The organism is Oceanobacillus kimchii X50 (assembly GCF_000340475.1).
Classification (GTDB): Bacteria; Bacillota; Bacilli; order Bacillales; family Amphibacillaceae; genus Oceanobacillus; species Oceanobacillus kimchii.
Window position 1 is genome coordinate 3,764,724 of sequence record NZ_CM001792.1, and the last position, 15,644, is coordinate 3,780,367.

The window sequence follows — 15,644 nt, forward strand, 5'->3', positions numbered from 1 at the left end:
CTAAAAAGAGGAGTTTACTAATATAATATTTCAGAATAATCAAATATTAAATAAGATGGAATTAATTTTAATTTTCCATGTTGATTAAGGAGGAAAAGCTTAAAATCCAATCTACAACCACCTTTTTAAAGTTGTAAATTGGATTTATAAGCCGAAATGTAAGCTACACATTTCATGCAACAATTGCTACTTTAAATGTTTCAGCGCTATTTTTAGTTCATCAATCTGTTCGTTAATTTGCGTAATTTGCTCTCTTGTTAGATAATTTAACGACGATTTTAAATTTTTAAGGTAAAACAAGTCTCTAAGTAGCAGTGTTATTTCAGTGGAGTTCAATTTCATAATATCGCTCCTTGAAATGCGATTCATGTACTCTTTTTCCTTTTTATAAAGAAACTCAAACTATCAATTTACTAAAGCAAAAATAATGTTTTCATTAATTCAGTTTATTATAGAGAGAATTTAATGTAGCTTTCAATGATTGGTACCATAGGTTTAGTAAGTAAATACAAATTACCAATTTTTGTAACTGTTTTCATACTTATACAGATGAATGAATAAGTATATAAATCTTAATTTTAAAGGGTCTCATCGGAATTTTTAATGAAATTCAATGAAAGATAAGAAGGAGGTGTTTTAGTAACATAAGAAAAGATTAGTCTGTCCAAAATCTATTGTTTTATGATAGAATATTGTTTACCGGTTGGTAAACCGCGTGTAGTGGGGATTATAATCCCCACCGGGCACAGGATGTATTTTATTAATTCACCTATCTTAAGACACCAATTCAAAAAACTCCTTCCACAAATTAACATCATATCGTTTATTATCCCAATGCCCATTCATAATTACTAAGTATAGAGAGGATATCACACATATAAGAAAGAATTTTCAGAATAGAAAGGATGGAATTACACCATGAGTTTAACTAAAAAGATATTAATTGCGCTCATTGCAGGTGCTGTTGTTGGAGGAATTTTAACATTTACACCTGATTCATTTTTTGGACCAGTAGATAAGTATTTTCTAAATCCAATTGGTCAAATATTCTTAAATTTAATTATGATGCTTGTTGTACCGCTAGTATTCGTATCTATTACTCTAGGAACAGCTGGATTAGGTGAACCAGCTAAACTAGGTAAAATTGGTGTAACTACTGTTGGGTTTTTCTTATGTACTACTGCACTTGCAATTACAATAGGATTAGGTTTAGGTTATATCATACAACCAGGAGAAGCAGGAATGTTCGATACCGAAAATGCGAACTATGAGCCAAGTGAAGCTCCTCCGATAATGGATACATTAATAAACATCATTCCAGAAAATCCAATTGCAGCAATGTCATCAGGAGAAATGTTACAAATAATTGCTTTTGCAATATTTATTGGTATTGCTTTAGCTTACCTTGGAGATAAAACTCAAGGGATTTATAATTTATTTGAACAAGCAAATGAAATATTGAATTGGTTAGTTATGGTAGTAATGAAATTCGCCCCTTATGGAGCTTTTGCCTTGATCGCATCGGCCATAGGTGGTGCTGGGATAGACGCAGTAGGATCTATGCTAAGCTATATGTTAACGGTTATACTTGGATTATTTGTTCATGGTCTATTAGTATATGGTTTGGTCATTTGGTTCTTAGGAAAACAGAATCCATTTACCTTTTATAAAGGATTTTTCCCGGCAATGTCTGTTGCGTTTAGTACATCAAGTTCCAATGCAACATTACCACTTTCCATGAAGACAGCACAGGAAAATCTCGGGGTAAAGAAAGAAATTAGTAGTTTTGTTCAGCCTCTAGGCGCAACCATAAATATGGATGGTACTGCAATAATGCAGGCCGTTGCGACCGTGTTTATCTCGCAAGTATATAGTATACCATTAGGATTTTCAGAACTACTAATGGTAGTGTTAGTTGCAACATTAGCTAGTGTTGGAACAGCAGGAGTACCAGGTGTAGGAATGATTATGTTAGCAATGGTATTAAATCAAATTGGTTTACCTGCAGAGGGTATTGCATTAATTATTGGTATTGACCGTATTTTAGATATGCTACGTACATCATTAAACATTACTGGTGATGCAACAATAGCGTATGTAATTTCTGAAAGAGAAAAACGTAAAGAAGCAGCTAGCGTGAAATAGTAAAACAAATTTGCAGGAAGAAAACCATTCGCTATAAGAGTGGCTTTCTTCCTGTTTTTTTGCAAAATGCGGACAAGGGACTTTAAAAAAGTCACGAAATGTTCTAAAATAGATAACAGTTACCAAAATGTTTTAATAATTTCGTGTAATTAGAATTGTAATCGTTTGCAAAATCATAGTGAGGTGATTAAATGGATATGCAAGTAGTACCTGCACGTGAAGGTAATCATAATTTAAAGGATTATGAAGCTTTTAGAAAGAATTTTTCATGGGAGGAAGTCAAGAAAAATTTCTCTTGGTATGAAACAGGAAAGGTGAATATGGCCTATGAAGCAGTAGATAAGCATGCAGCTAATCCAAACAAAAAAGATCAAGCAGCCTTATTATACTCTGCTCCCAATCATGAAGAGAAAGTAACGTTTGAACAACTTCGACTAAAGAGTAATCAATTTGCAAATGTACTAAAGAAATATAACATTGAAAAAGGCGATCGTGTCTTTTTGTTTATGCCGAGGAGTCCAGAATTCTATGCAGCATTTTTTGGAATTCTAAAAATCGGAGCTATTGCCGGTCCATTATTTGAAGCGTTTATGGAACAGGCAGTAGGAGATCGGTTGGAAGACAGCGAGGCTCGAGTGTTAATTACAACGCCAGAATTATTATATCGTGTACCACAGGATAAGCTCCCGAATTTAGAAAAAATTGTACTTGTAGGTGATAATTCAGAAACAGATGATAAATATATTCATTATGATGAAGAGATGAAAGACGCATCTGAAGAATTTGATATTGTCTGGGTTGATTTAGAGGATGGAATGTTATTGCATTACACATCTGGTTCAACAGGAAAACCAAAAGGAATCCTTCATGTGCACAATGCCATGATTCAGCATTATGCTACTGCAGAATGGGTCCTTGATTTAAAAGAAGATGATATTTATTGGTGTACCGCAGATCCAGGTTGGGTAACTGGTACGAGTTATGGAATCTTTGCCCCGTGGCTTCACGGAGTAACCAATGTTATTCGCGGTGGACGGTTTACACCAGATGATTGGTATCAAACATTACAAGATTATAAAGTATCGGTCTGGTATACGGCACCAACTGCATTACGAATGTTGGTAAGTTATGGAGAAGACACAGTGAAAAAATATGATCTATCTTCTGTTCGGCACATCCTTAGTGTTGGAGAGCCATTGAATCCAGAAGTAATTACATGGGGGTTAAAAGCTTTTGATCTGCGAATTCATGATACATGGTGGATGACAGAGACAGGTGCGCAATTAATTGTGAACATCCCTTCTCTTGAGATTAGACCAGGATCCATGGGAAAACCAATACCTGGCGTAGAAGCTTCAATCGTTGATAATGAAGGAAATGAAATTCCACCAAACCAAATGGGGAACCTTGCTATTAAGGAAGGCTGGCCATCGATGATGCGGGAAGTGTGGAATAATAAAGGTAAGTATGATAGCTATTTCGTAAATGGCTGGTATGTGTCGGGTGATAGTGCATACCGTGATGAAGATGGGTATTTTTGGTTCCAAGGTCGTCTGGATGATGTCATTAATACATCAGGCGAAAGAGTCGGCCCATTTGAAGTAGAAAGTAAATTAATAGAACATCCAGCGGTTTCAGAAGCAGGTGTTATCGGAAAACCGCACCCTGAACGCGGTGAAATTATTAAGGCATTTATTACTTTAAATGCAGGGTATGAAGATAGTGAAGAATTATTAGAGGATATTCGTCAATTTGTCAAAACAGGCTTAAGTGCACATGCAGCTCCTCGAGAAATTGAGGTGAAGGATAGTATTCCAAAAACGAGAAGTGGGAAAATTATGCGTAGACTTCTAAAATCTTGGGAACTTGGTTTGCCTACAGGAGATACATCTACTTTAGAAAAATAATAATAGGGTATTAGAAGTGGCTGGGATGACCTCCCAGCCTTTGTCGTGCATTTTTACGACTTAAGAAAGGGTTTTGTTCAAAGTTAATGATGTTTAGCAAAAATGTAACTGGGGAACAAAATATTATATAAGTCATTAAAGGAGTGGATAAATAATGAAAAAACGTATAGCAACTGTAATTACGGATATGTTTGAAGATGTGGAATACACCGACCCTGTCCAATCCTTTAAAGAGGCAGGACATGAAGTGATTACGATTGAAAAAGAAAAAGGAAATTCAGTTAAAGGAAAATCAAATGATACCAACGTAACAATAGATGAAGGTATTGATAATGTGAATCCAGAAAACTTTGATGCATTATTTATACCTGGTGGTTTTTCTCCCGATATGCTTCGTGGAGATGATCGGTTCGTAACTTTTGCTAAGCATTTTATGGACGAGAAAAAACCAGTAATGGCGATTTGCCATGGACCACAGCTCTTAATTACTGCTAGATCGTTAGAAGGAAGAGGGGCGACTGGCTATAAATCTATTCAAGTAGACATGGAATATGCAGGTGCAAAAGTGAAAGACGAAGAAGTAGTAGTTTGCCAAAATCAATTGGTAACTAGTCGTCAACCTGATGATATCCCTGCATTTAATCGAGAATCATTAAAAGTTCTCGAAGGATAAATAATCAATGTATAGGAAAGCCTCAAGGAATTATGAAAAATCCTTGAGGCTTTTTTTGGACATAAGTAAGCACAAATATTTGGACTTTATATTTATTTATAATCAGGTGCCTAAGCTTTGTTCTTTCTTATTCTAGTTTGGTGATGGTGAATTGATCGTTTAGTAACAACCAGTTTTGTGGGAAGGCTAAGCCGAGTTTCCAATAAGCAATCCCAAGCAAGTTGAATTCACGAATTAAATCGAATTTACCTTGAATCGAACGAGCATCCTCAAACCAAACTTCATGATTTGCTCCAGCACTATCTGTATATGTGAAAAAAGGTGCTTGGGCTACAGGATCAAATTGAATAGCAGCATTATTTTCGATAGCAATTTGTATTGCTTGTTGTGGACTGACTGCTTGAGCTGGACCACCACCTTCTACAAAAGGAAGCGTCCAATCGTATCCATATAGATTTTGCCCCATCAATATTTTTTCCGGTGGGATAACGGAAACAGCATATTCAATTACATCACGGACCGAATTTAATGGGGAAACTGCCATTGGAGGCCCGTAGCTGTATCCCCATTCATATGTCATAAGAACAACAAAATCTACTATTTCTCCATGGGCCGCATAATCATGTGCTTCATACCACTGTCCAGTCTGAGTACCACTTGTTTTAGGAGCAAGCGCAGTGGAGACAAGTAACCCTTCCTGCGATAAACGTTCTTTTGCAGTCCGAAGAAATTGATTATAAGCTTCGCGATCATCTCCAGGCAGAAATTCAAGGTCAAAATGCACGTCTCTAAATCCTTGTTGAAGTGCTGTATTGATAATTTCTGTTAACAATGTATTTTGTACGGCACTTACGGTAACGATAATATGCCCCAGTTCATCACTGAACGCGCCCTCTTCTAAATTGGTTATAACCATGGCCATTGCTGTATTATTTGCATTTGCCGTTTGAAATAAATTACCAGCCGGAGGAGCCTTCAATGTTCCATCTCGGTTTACTTGATAACTAAATAGTGCAAGGTAGGTTAAATAAGGAGATCTATTTTCTGCTGCTGTTTCTAGAGTTGAAGATACTGTATCCCCGAAAGGTTCTACATAAGCATAAGAAGTGATAGGGCGTTTTTCAATCGGTGGTATATAAATCCGCATGCCAGACGATAATGTCTGATTTATAGATAATCCATTAATCCGTGCAATTTCCTGTACTGTAAAACCAAATTGATTAGCAATAGAAGTTAACGTATCACCAGGTTGAACAAAATAAAATTGACCAACAATTGGAATAACAAGTGCTTGCCCAATAGCAAGTGCATCAGGAGAAGTTAAATCATTTGCTTCTATAATATCAGCGACGGAGGATTCATATGTATTAGCAAGTTGATATACACTATCTCCTTGTTGCACAACGTGAATTTGCAAAGGAACTACCTCCTTACATAGAGTCTCTAACTATCTATATGAGGAGGTTGGAGGCATTATGCTAAACTGGAGATATATCTGCATCCATAACTGATTCCATTAAATATAAAGCGTAGTTATTGTTTTCTTTTTGTTCAGAAGCCATACAATTTTTGGGAATAGACATTTTTATTTTATACATGTAAGCATCTTTTGCACTAAACAAAATACAAATATCTCCTGCTATTCCAGCAAGAATAATATGGTTTTTCTCCAATTCTATAAGTAAGGAATGAAGAGGAGTTTGAAAAAAAGCGGAATGCTGTGGTTTAATCAAAAAGTAATCATTGTCATCGGGTTTAACCTGTTCGATAATTTCTCTACTTTTTTCATTCGAACAATAATCGATTACCTTGCTAAAATCAGCTTGCCACAAGCCATAATGATCATTAACATAGATAATAGGTAAATTGTTTTCTTTGGCAAAGGAGCGTAGTTTTATAATATTCGGTATGATTTGTTTCGTATTGTAAAGCAGGTCGTCTCCACCATCAAATTGAAAATCATTGATTAAATCGACAAAGACTACTGCAGTATTTGTAGGTGAAAAATCCATAATGCCCCTCCTTTGATATTCTAGTGTTATTATTACCGTTCAAATCTAAATTAAAACTCTAAATAAAGTGATGTGATACAGTGAAAGACGAAATAACAGTGAGCCAAGATGAATTATTTATGGCAGCTGCAATAAGAGAAGCAAGACGAGCGTGGGTTCTGAATGAAGTTCCAATTGGAGCAGTAATTGTTCATGATGGAGAAATTATTGGCAAAGGCTTTAATCTTCGTGAATCGATGCAAGCCACCCTCACACATGCTGAACTATTAGCCATGCAAGAAGCAAATAATGAAATTGGTAGTTGGCGATTAGAAGATTGTACGTTGTATGTCACATTGGAGCCTTGTCCGATGTGTGCAGGTGCGATTGTTCAATCAAGAATGAAACGGGTAGTTTATGGAGCATCTGATACGAAAGCAGGATGTGCGGGGACTTTAATGAACTTGTTAAATGAACCTCAATTTAATCACCAAGTTGAGGTAACATCTGGAATTTTAGAGCAACAATGTAGTACAATTTTAAAAGAATTTTTCAAAGAACTAAGAGAAAAAAAGTCTAAAAATACTTCGGCAGATGACTAGAACGGTTTGCTCATCCTAACAGTTAGTAGTACGGTGCTTCAAGACGATGAGTCTATAACCAAAAAGGATAATTCTGCTCGTAAAGATTCGATTCTGTTCATCTAATATTCGGTGATGCAGAACGAACACCGCCATAGAATGAAGTATCACTTTATCATTGCAATTTTATGTCGCTGACTTTATAATAGAAAATACGTGCTAAGCGGGGAGGTAGCGGTGCCCTGTACTCGCAATCCGCTATAGCGAGGCCGAATTCCCACTCGAGGTGGGACGACTTTATGGTCTGACTTAAGGGATTGGTGTTGACGCCCGGGTCCTGCGCAACAGGAACCCACGAATCCTGTCAGGTCCGGAAGGAAGCAGCAGTAAGTGGTTATTCTTGTGTGCCGCAGGGAAGCCTAGGCTGAGCCATGAACTTAAGTAGCGCATAGGGTCGTTTCATCGAAAGTGGGTGCACGTATACATATACGTGATAACTTAAATAATTTATAGCATTATGAATAAATTAATAATTTTAGGCTGATTAATTATATCAGCCTTTTTAATTTTTAATGAAGGGGTGCTTTAATGTTTAAGCAAAAAAGAAAAAAGGTAGTAGGATTTTTCAGTAGTCTATTTTTAGTGTTCTTATTAGCGGCTTGTGGTTCGGATGATGCAAGCAATGATAGTGCTGAAGAAGAAAGTGATAGTGCAGTAGTGGAGCACTCTATCACTGGTATTGAACCGGGTGCAGGAATCACGGTAACAACAGAAACAGCGATGGAAGAGTATGATCAGTTATCCGGATGGGAACTGGAGCAATCCTCAACAGCAGCAATGATTGTGGAATTGGAAAAAGCAATTGAAAATGAAGAACCAATTGTTGTAACGGGATGGAATCCACATTGGATGTTTGCAAAATTTGATAACCTTAAGTACTTAGAAGATCCACAAAATATTTATGGTGATACAGAAGAAATTCGTAGCTTAGCAAGAGAAGGATTTGAAGACGAAAATCCAAATGCATATAAATTAATTGACCAGTTCAACTGGAGCGTAGAAGATATGGAAAGTATCATGTACGAATCATCGGAGACTGGTCAAGATATAGCAGAAGTATCGAAACAATGGGTAGAAGATAATCCTGATAAGGTAGATGCTTGGACAGCAGGTGTGGAAGATGGAAATGGAGAAACAGTTGAATTAGTTTCTACTCCATGGGATTCCGAGCGTGCTTCTTCCAATGTAGTAGCAGAGGTACTGCGCTCCAAAGGGTTTGAAGTAAAAATTACCGATGTTGATGTTGCAGTAGTGTTTGAAGCTCTCGCAAATGGTGATGCTGACGCAACATTAGCAGCATGGATGCCAAATACACATAAAGACTTTTATGAAAGCATAGAAGGACAATTTGTAGATATGGGAGCAAATCTTGAAGGTGCTAAAATTGGACTTGTCGTACCGGATTACATGGATATTGACTCCATTGAAGATCTAGAAGCAAAATAAATATTAGTATTTTTTACCCGAGCAAATTCATATAGAAAATATATGGATTTGTTCTTTTTTTGTGGCATAGGAAACTATAAAATTTGTGTGCTGTGGATAACTAAATAACTGAACCAGCCACGTTCAGCGCTCGATAAAGCAGATAAATTGCATTACGTACAACGGGCTCGTAAGATGTAATATAATTACTATCTTGGAAAGAGGTGTTTACATGACTCAACTAGATAAGCAATACAAAGTAAAAGGATTATCATTAAAAAATAGAATTGTAATGGCTCCGATGTGCCAATATTCTGTAAATGAAAAGGATGGAGTACCAAATGATTGGCATTTTGTTCATTATGTATCACGGGCAGTGGGTGGTGCAGGACTAATTATTGTAGAGATGACAGATGTTGATCCTGATGGTCGTATTACAGATTATGATTTAGGGCTATGGTCAGACGATCATGTTCCAGCATATCGTCGTATTGTTGATGAAGTACATCGCCACGATGCAAAGATTGGAATTCAAATCGCACATGCGGGTCGTAAAGCAGAAGATGCGGAGCCGCCTGTAGCACCATCTGCAATCCCTGTAACGTCTGAAAGTAAAGTACCTCGTGCGTTGACTACAGAAGAAGTAAAACAAACAGTCAAACAGTTTCAAGATGCTGCAAAGCGTGCAGTAGAAGCGGGATTTGATACGATTGAAATACATGGTGCGCATGGGTATTTAATTCATCAATTTCACTCCCCATTGATTAACAAACGAAATGACCAATATGGGGAAGATCTATCTTTATTTGGTGTAGAAATAATTCAAGCAATAAAAGAAGTGATTCCAGAAGATATGCCACTTCTCATGCGTATTTCAGCGATGGAGTACATGGATGATGGATATGATTTAAATCATTCTATAGAAATTGCTAAAAAATATCAAGAAGCGGGTGTGGATGTTTTCCATATTTCTAGTGGTGGAGAGGGAACTCCAGGAAAACGTAAACCTGCCAATCATCCAGGCTACCAACTTCGATTTGCTCGTACATTTAGACAAGAATTAAATGTACCTATTATTGCAGTTGGCGTATTAGAGAATCCAAAAGTTGCGGAAGCGGCACTTGGTAATGAAGATGCAGATTTAATTGCCATTGGACGTGGAATGTTAAAAGATCCCTATTGGGCAATGCACGCGATTGAAGAAATTACAGGAATAGTGGTTCCGCCTAAACAATATGAACGGGCATTTCCACGAAAAAAATAATTGCTACAGAAAATGCTAATAACGAATGGGATAGGCTATGTTAGTGAATATTATGCTAATATAGCTTTTTCGTTATGTAGAGATAGAAAAATGTACGTTACTAAACGGGTGTTCTGTGCTTTTCTTAATCTCCAAGGTTCACATAAGACCCTTTCATCGGGTATAATGAAAATTAGATTAATAAGGGGAATGTAAACTATGAGTTATCAAGCATTATACCGTGTATGGCGGCCACGAACATTTGAAGATGTAGTAGGACAAACACATATTACTCGAACATTACAAAATGCGATTGAACAGGATAAATTTTCGCATGCTTATTTGTTCTCTGGTCCACGTGGAACAGGGAAAACAAGTGCTGCAAAAATATTTGCACAAACCATCAATTGTGAGCATGCCCCTGTGAAAGAACCTTGTAATGAATGTGCAGCATGTAGAGGCATTCAAGATGGATCAGTATCGGATGTTATTGAAATTGACGCTGCTTCCAATACAAGTGTAGATGATATTCGTGATATTCGTGATAAAGTGAAGTATGCACCAAGTACGGTGCCGTATAAAGTGTACATTATTGATGAGGTACACATGATATCGGTAAATGCATTTAATGCTTTGCTGAAAACATTAGAAGAACCACCAAAGCATGTTGTGTTTATTCTTGCAACAACTGAACCACATAAAATCCCCTTAACGATTATATCTCGCTGTCAACGTTTTGACTTTAAATCAATATCCAATCAATCGATTGTTGGAAGAATGCAAACGATTATGCAAGCCGAAAATATACAAGTGACGGATGAGGCTTTAGAATCTGTTGCGCTTGCTGCAGAAGGTGGAATGCGTGATGCCTTAAGTATACTGGATCAAGCCATTTCTTATAGTAAAGAGCAAGTCACCTTAGAAGATGTTTTAGCAGTTACAGGTGGCGTCTCGCAAATCGTTCTTCATAAAGTGGTTTCTGCGATGGAGGAAAATAATGTCCAAGATGTATTAGTAGCATTAGATGAGATGATTCGTACTGGTAAAGACCCAGGGAAATTTGTACAGGATTTAATTTATTTTATGCGAGATCTTTTATTATATAGAAGCTCTGCATCATTAGCAGATATGCTAGAAAGAGCAGTAGCTGATGATTCATTTAAACAACTGTCAGAACGTGTAACCAATCAATGGATTCAGCGCTCGATTATTGAATTGAATCAATGCCAACAAGAAATGAAATGGTCCAACAGCCCGAAAGTTTTTATCGAGATTGCCTTACTCACTATCACTAATTATGGACAAGAACATGCTGTAGAAGTTGGGAATCATGCAACATCTGCCTCTGAATCGGAAGTTGTATTACAATTACAAAGTAAGATGCAACAAATGGAAAAAGATATAATGACTTTAAAAGAAAATCCACCTGCATCTAATACACCTATTAAACAAACGCCAACCGAGCGAAGAAGACCAAATACCCGGTCATCGAAAAATAGTTATAAGATTCCATATGACCGAATTCGTGATACACTAGGGAGAGCAGAGAAGAGTGAATTAAAAAATGTACACGCGCACTGGGCTAATTTCTTAAGTAAGTTAAAAACTACAAATGCACCAGCGCATGCCACGATACAAGATAGTAAACCAGCTGCTGCTTCAAATGATACATTGATTGTTGCATTCAAATATGAAATTCATTGTTCTTTATTTTTAGATCACCGAGAAATGGCAGAGTCATTACTTGGAGGTATGGATAAACAACGTACTATTATCCCAATTCCAGAAGAAGCATGGAATGAAGTACGTAATGATTATATTCAAAATCAAGATAAGCCAAAAGAAGAATCTGAAGATCAACAATCAAATCCTGTAGTTGATGAAGCAAGAAAGCTGTTTGGTGATGACCTGTTAGAGATACATGATTAATAATTATAGTTAACTATTTAAAGGAGGTATTTTCCATGAAGGGAAATATGAACAATATGATGAAGCAAATGCAAAAAATGCAAAAGAAAATGATGCAAGCGCAGGATGAGCTACATGAGATGACATTTGAAGCTACTGCTGGCGGTGGAATGGTAACTGTAAAAGCAAACGGCAAAAAAGAAATTATCGATGTAGAAATTAAAGAAGAAGTGGTAGATCCAGATGATATCGATATGTTACAAGATCTTATTTTAGCAGCGACAAATGAAGTGCTTAATCAAATTGATGAAAAAACGAATGATACAATGGGTCAATTTACTAAAGGCTTAAATATGCCAGGAATGTTTTAAACAAGGTATACAAAGACAAGGCGTCTGGCTAATGCGAGACGCCTTATTTTAGCAGTTAAGAAAGTACAAATCTTTCTTTCTGTGTAGTTTGCAGCAGGTATTGGTTTTTACCAAGGAGTTCAACCATAAAATAGCACTTATGGTTGTGTAGGAGGAAACATCATGTATTATCCAGAACCTATCACTAAATTAATAGATAGCTTCTCCAAGTTGCCAGGAATCGGCCCAAAAACAGCCGCTCGTTTGGCTTTCTTTGTGTTGAATATGAAAGAAGATGACGTTTTAAATTTTGCTAATGCACTAGTTAGTGCAAAACGAGAGTTATCTCATTGTACAGTATGTGGACATATAACGGATCAAGATCCATGTGCGATTTGTACGGATACGAGCCGTGATGGATCAATTATTTGTGTTGTTCAAGATCCAAAAGATGTTATTGCAATGGAAAAGATGAAAGAATTTCATGGGAAATACCACGTGCTTCATGGAGCTATCTCACCTATGGATGGAATCGGACCAGAGGATATTAATGTTCCTGACTTAATTAATCGCTTAAAAGATGAGGAAGTAGAGGAACTTATACTTGCAACCAATCCTAATATTGAAGGAGAAGCAACGGCAATGTATATTTCACGATTAGTAAAACCATCTGGAATCCGAACGACGAGGATAGCCCACGGACTGCCAGTAGGTGGAGATTTAGAATATGCGGATGAAGTAACATTATCAAAAGCTTTAGAGGGTAGAAGAGACGTTTAATAATGCAGGAATGTAGGGGTTAGGTGAAGGGTTATGGGGAAAAAACTTAGAAAAAGAGATGTAGATCAAGAATTATTAAATTCTCTGTACCATGTAGATCATGAATGGAAACAACTTCAGAACATTGTAAGGCAAAGTATTGAACCAACACAAAGTGGTCAGCATGAAGAAAAGTTAGCGAAAGCTAAATATATGTTTCTTATTCGAGAAGCACGTATACGTAAAGTAAGTGCGGTACGTGTATAGTTTTATAAAGTGTAAGGAAAGTATAGAAGTTGTAAGATAACCATACTGCTGAATAAGTAGTGTACGATAATGTGAAACTTCATCTATTGGAGCTTTAGCTCGTTCTACATGCGGGATGTACGGCGAGTCTGTAAAAGTCTCTATGCTGTTCAGGTTTTTCTTAGAAAATATAGTTCTATCAACCAACCTTTCTTCATACGTTTACAGTAAGAGATATGGAGAAGAGGTTGATGCGAGATGAGTTCGACCATATTTATAAGCATTATTGTTGGATTAATAATTATTCTATTACTCGTTGGAGCGCCTGTGAAACCAATGAAGTATATTGGACAGGCTACTATTAAGCTAGGGATTGGAATGTTGTTCTTATTTTTTATTAATGTGTTTGGTGGAGCAATTGGCCTCCATATTCCGATTAATGTATTTACCGTGTTTGTATCAGGATTCTTAGGCGTGTTTGGTATCGGCTCACTTGCTGCCATTCATCTCTTTGTATTGTAGGAGCTTTCAAAGATTTTGGGTATACTTTCCGTTAGATTAGGAGATACTAGCTTTTAACGGAGGTGGAGAAATGGAGCATACAAACGTCTTTGAGTTAGAGTGTTGTGGGATATGTGAAGAAAGAAAAAAAGAAGGGATTCACTTATACACGATGTTCATTTGCACGGAATGTGAGTACAACATGATCCATACAGAACCTAGAGAAGAAAAATATAATTATTATTTACGTAAATTAAAAAATATGAATCAACCAAAATTATATTCATAGTTCAAAAATTTAAATTATGAAATAGTGAAAAGTCTTTGCTTACAAAGGCTTTTTTTGTTCGGGAAAAAGTACTAGTCTACCCGTTTTTGACAGGGCTTTGTGTTTTTCTTATTGTATATGGTAGAGGAAATAAGGGAGATGAACAAATTGGATCAATCTTGTATGCCATTAATAGATCATTTAAAAAATTTCAGTTCAAAAAAACCGGTATCATTCCATGTTCCAGGGCATAAGCATGGGGACATTTTTCCTGAAGCAGCTAAAGAATTATTTGATTCTGTATTACCTGTAGATGTAACTGAAATAGCTGGAATGGATGACTTGCATGCACCTAGTAAAATCATTGCAGAAGCAGAAGAATTAGCAAAAGATTATTTCAAGTCTGACCATACATTTTTTTTAGTTGGTGGATCCACTGTAGGAAATTTAGCAATGATCATGACTGCTTGTAATCCAGGAGATGAGGTAATTGTTCAACGAAATTGCCATAAGTCGATAATAAATGGTTTAGAACTTGCAGGTGCAAAACCAATCTTTATAGCTCCAGAGTGGAGAGTTGATCTACAACGTTATGCCGCACCATCCTACGATACAGTAAAACAAGCAATATTGAGGTTTCCGAATGCAAAGGCTCTTATTCTCACGTATCCAGACTATTTTGGAATGGTTTTTGACATTCAATCTATGATTGAATTCGCACATTTCAATCGTATTCCAGTATTCGTTGATGAAGCACATGGTGTTCATTTTTCAACGTCAGAAAAACTTCCACAATCGGCGTTGCAGTTAGGAGCAGATGTTGTCGTACAATCCGCACATAAGATGGCTCCAGCTATGACAATGGCCGCGTATTTACATATAGGCACTTCACGTGTAGAGAAAAATCAGGTCGCTTATTATTTGCAGATGTTACAGTCGAGTAGTCCATCTTATCCTATTATGGCTTCTTTAGATGCAGCTCGATTTTATTTAGCAGAATTATCGAAAGAAAAAATACAAGGCGTCTTAAATAGTGTGGAAGAGGTAAGAAACATATTCTCTCAAGCATCTTTTTGGGAATGGATACCTAGTGACGATCCGTTAAAATTAACGTTCCACGTGAAACATGGATATAAAATAAATGAGATAGAAACGATGTTCGAGAATCATGGAATTTATCCAGAGTTAACGACAGAAAATCAATTCTTATTCATACATGGTCTAGCACCTTTTGTACAACAAGACTATTTGAAAAAAACAATACAATTGGTAGAGGAACAATTAAAAAAATCAATGAAACATGCTACAATAGAAGGGGCAAAGCTTTTTACCAATCCTATAGAGGAACTAGCATTGTCATACCAAGAAATGAAACACATTACATCACTTCTTGTCCCATTTGCTCAAAGTGAAGGTGAAATTGCAGCAGAAGCAGTAATCCCATATCCCCCTGGTATTCCAGTCATACTCAAAGGCGAGAGAATTACGGAGGCGCATATTACAAAGATTCAGCTTTTGATTCAACAAGGAGTAACCATTCAGCAACGGGAAGAAGGAATACGTATATATAGGAAGGCATGAAGGAGA

15 protein-coding genes and 1 other RNA gene are annotated in these 15,644 nt (G+C 36.7%); 14 read left to right on the forward strand and 2 right to left on the reverse strand.

The window, feature by feature from the left end; all coding sequences use genetic code 11:
* Positions 1-918: 918 nt before the first annotated feature.
* The 3 genes from C794_RS19110 (at position 919) to C794_RS19120 (ending at position 4,725) form a co-directional block, all read left to right on the forward strand.
* Positions 919-2,145 carry a dicarboxylate/amino acid:cation symporter gene (locus C794_RS19110; RefSeq protein WP_017798782.1) on the forward strand — a complete coding sequence of 409 codons (1,227 nt, stop codon included), beginning with the start codon at positions 919-921 and terminating at the stop codon, positions 2,143-2,145.
* Positions 2,146-2,336: 191 nt separating this feature from the next.
* Positions 2,337-4,052 (forward strand): acetate--CoA ligase, encoded by a 1,716-nt coding sequence (gene acsA / locus C794_RS19115; protein ID WP_017798783.1) that lies wholly within the window; start codon positions 2,337-2,339, stop codon positions 4,050-4,052.
* Positions 4,053-4,206: 154 nt separating this feature from the next.
* Positions 4,207-4,725, forward strand: a complete 519-nt coding sequence (locus C794_RS19120; RefSeq protein WP_017798784.1) for a type 1 glutamine amidotransferase domain-containing protein — start codon at positions 4,207-4,209, stop codon at positions 4,723-4,725.
* Positions 4,726-4,852: 127 nt separating this feature from the next.
* Here C794_RS19120 and C794_RS19125 read toward each other — a convergent pair whose 3' ends face one another.
* Positions 4,853-6,142, reverse strand: a complete 1,290-nt coding sequence (locus C794_RS19125; protein ID WP_017798785.1) for a glycoside hydrolase family 18 protein — start codon at positions 6,140-6,142, stop codon at positions 4,853-4,855.
* Positions 6,143-6,203: 61 nt separating this feature from the next.
* On the reverse strand, positions 6,204-6,737 hold the full coding sequence (locus C794_RS19130) for a cysteine hydrolase family protein (protein ID WP_017798786.1): 534 nt from the start codon (positions 6,735-6,737) through the stop codon (positions 6,204-6,206).
* Positions 6,738-6,817: 80 nt separating this feature from the next.
* Between C794_RS19130 and tadA the strand changes: the two genes are divergently transcribed.
* From tadA to C794_RS21260, 11 genes are all read left to right on the forward strand, one after another.
* Complete coding sequence (tadA, locus tag C794_RS19135) at positions 6,818-7,318, forward strand: tRNA adenosine(34) deaminase TadA (RefSeq protein WP_017798787.1); 501 nt, start codon at positions 6,818-6,820, stop codon at positions 7,316-7,318.
* A gap of 193 nt (positions 7,319-7,511) precedes the next feature.
* Positions 7,512-7,777: signal recognition particle sRNA large type (gene ffs, locus C794_RS20575), an RNA gene on the forward strand.
* Positions 7,778-7,885: 108 nt separating this feature from the next.
* Positions 7,886-8,803, forward strand: a complete 918-nt coding sequence (locus tag C794_RS19140; protein ID WP_017798788.1) for a glycine betaine ABC transporter substrate-binding protein — start codon at positions 7,886-7,888, stop codon at positions 8,801-8,803.
* A 211-nt stretch (positions 8,804-9,014) separates the two neighbouring features.
* A complete protein-coding gene (locus C794_RS19145) occupies positions 9,015-10,046 on the forward strand; it encodes an NADH:flavin oxidoreductase/NADH oxidase (protein WP_017798789.1) in 1,032 nt (343 codons plus the stop codon).
* A 198-nt stretch (positions 10,047-10,244) separates the two neighbouring features.
* The gene (gene dnaX, locus C794_RS19150) at positions 10,245-11,954 is read left to right on the forward strand and encodes a DNA polymerase III subunit gamma/tau (protein ID WP_017798790.1); all 1,710 of its coding nucleotides are present in this window, start codon (positions 10,245-10,247) and stop codon (positions 11,952-11,954) included.
* Between the two features lie 35 nt (positions 11,955-11,989).
* Positions 11,990-12,304, forward strand: a complete 315-nt coding sequence (locus C794_RS19155; protein ID WP_017798791.1) for a YbaB/EbfC family nucleoid-associated protein — start codon at positions 11,990-11,992, stop codon at positions 12,302-12,304.
* Positions 12,305-12,466: 162 nt separating this feature from the next.
* Positions 12,467-13,063, forward strand: a complete 597-nt coding sequence (gene recR / locus C794_RS19160) for a recombination mediator RecR (protein ID WP_017798792.1) — start codon at positions 12,467-12,469, stop codon at positions 13,061-13,063.
* A 33-nt stretch (positions 13,064-13,096) separates the two neighbouring features.
* The gene (locus C794_RS19165; protein WP_017798793.1) at positions 13,097-13,309 is read left to right on the forward strand and encodes a YaaL family protein; all 213 of its coding nucleotides are present in this window, start codon (positions 13,097-13,099) and stop codon (positions 13,307-13,309) included.
* 237 nt (positions 13,310-13,546) lie between these two features.
* Entirely contained in the window at positions 13,547-13,810 is a 264-nt protein-coding gene (locus C794_RS19170) for a pro-sigmaK processing inhibitor BofA family protein (protein ID WP_017798794.1), read from the forward strand.
* 70 nt (positions 13,811-13,880) lie between these two features.
* The gene (locus C794_RS19175; RefSeq protein WP_017798795.1) at positions 13,881-14,078 is read left to right on the forward strand and encodes a sigma factor G inhibitor Gin; all 198 of its coding nucleotides are present in this window, start codon (positions 13,881-13,883) and stop codon (positions 14,076-14,078) included.
* Positions 14,079-14,216: 138 nt separating this feature from the next.
* Positions 14,217-15,638: an aminotransferase class I/II-fold pyridoxal phosphate-dependent enzyme gene (locus C794_RS21260; RefSeq protein WP_026133865.1), complete on the forward strand. Its 1,422-nt coding sequence runs from the start codon at positions 14,217-14,219 to the stop codon at positions 15,636-15,638.
* Positions 15,639-15,644: the final 6 nt, after the last annotated feature.

What these genes read in the sequence shown, in the direction of transcription:
- C794_RS19110 (WP_017798782.1), top strand. Translation starts at nt 919, where the DNA reads ATGAGTTTAACTAAAAAGATATTAATTGCGCTCATTGCAGGTGCTGTT.
- acsA (WP_017798783.1), top strand. Translation starts at nt 2,337, where the DNA reads ATGGATATGCAAGTAGTACCTGCACGTGAAGGTAATCATAATTTAAAG.
- C794_RS19120 (WP_017798784.1), top strand. Translation starts at nt 4,207, where the DNA reads ATGAAAAAACGTATAGCAACTGTAATTACGGATATGTTTGAAGATGTG.
- C794_RS19130 (WP_017798786.1), bottom strand. Translation starts at nt 6,737, where the DNA reads ATGGATTTTTCACCTACAAATACTGCAGTAGTCTTTGTCGATTTAATC.
- C794_RS19140 (WP_017798788.1), top strand. Translation starts at nt 7,886, where the DNA reads ATGTTTAAGCAAAAAAGAAAAAAGGTAGTAGGATTTTTCAGTAGTCTA.
- C794_RS19145 (WP_017798789.1), top strand. Translation starts at nt 9,015, where the DNA reads ATGACTCAACTAGATAAGCAATACAAAGTAAAAGGATTATCATTAAAA.
- dnaX (WP_017798790.1), top strand. Translation starts at nt 10,245, where the DNA reads ATGAGTTATCAAGCATTATACCGTGTATGGCGGCCACGAACATTTGAA.
- C794_RS19155 (WP_017798791.1), top strand. Translation starts at nt 11,990, where the DNA reads ATGAAGGGAAATATGAACAATATGATGAAGCAAATGCAAAAAATGCAA.
- recR (WP_017798792.1), top strand. Translation starts at nt 12,467, where the DNA reads ATGTATTATCCAGAACCTATCACTAAATTAATAGATAGCTTCTCCAAG.
- C794_RS19165 (WP_017798793.1), top strand. Translation starts at nt 13,097, where the DNA reads ATGGGGAAAAAACTTAGAAAAAGAGATGTAGATCAAGAATTATTAAAT.
- C794_RS19170 (WP_017798794.1), top strand. Translation starts at nt 13,547, where the DNA reads ATGAGTTCGACCATATTTATAAGCATTATTGTTGGATTAATAATTATT.
- C794_RS19175 (WP_017798795.1), top strand. Translation starts at nt 13,881, where the DNA reads ATGGAGCATACAAACGTCTTTGAGTTAGAGTGTTGTGGGATATGTGAA.
- C794_RS21260 (WP_026133865.1), top strand. Translation starts at nt 14,217, where the DNA reads ATGAACAAATTGGATCAATCTTGTATGCCATTAATAGATCATTTAAAA.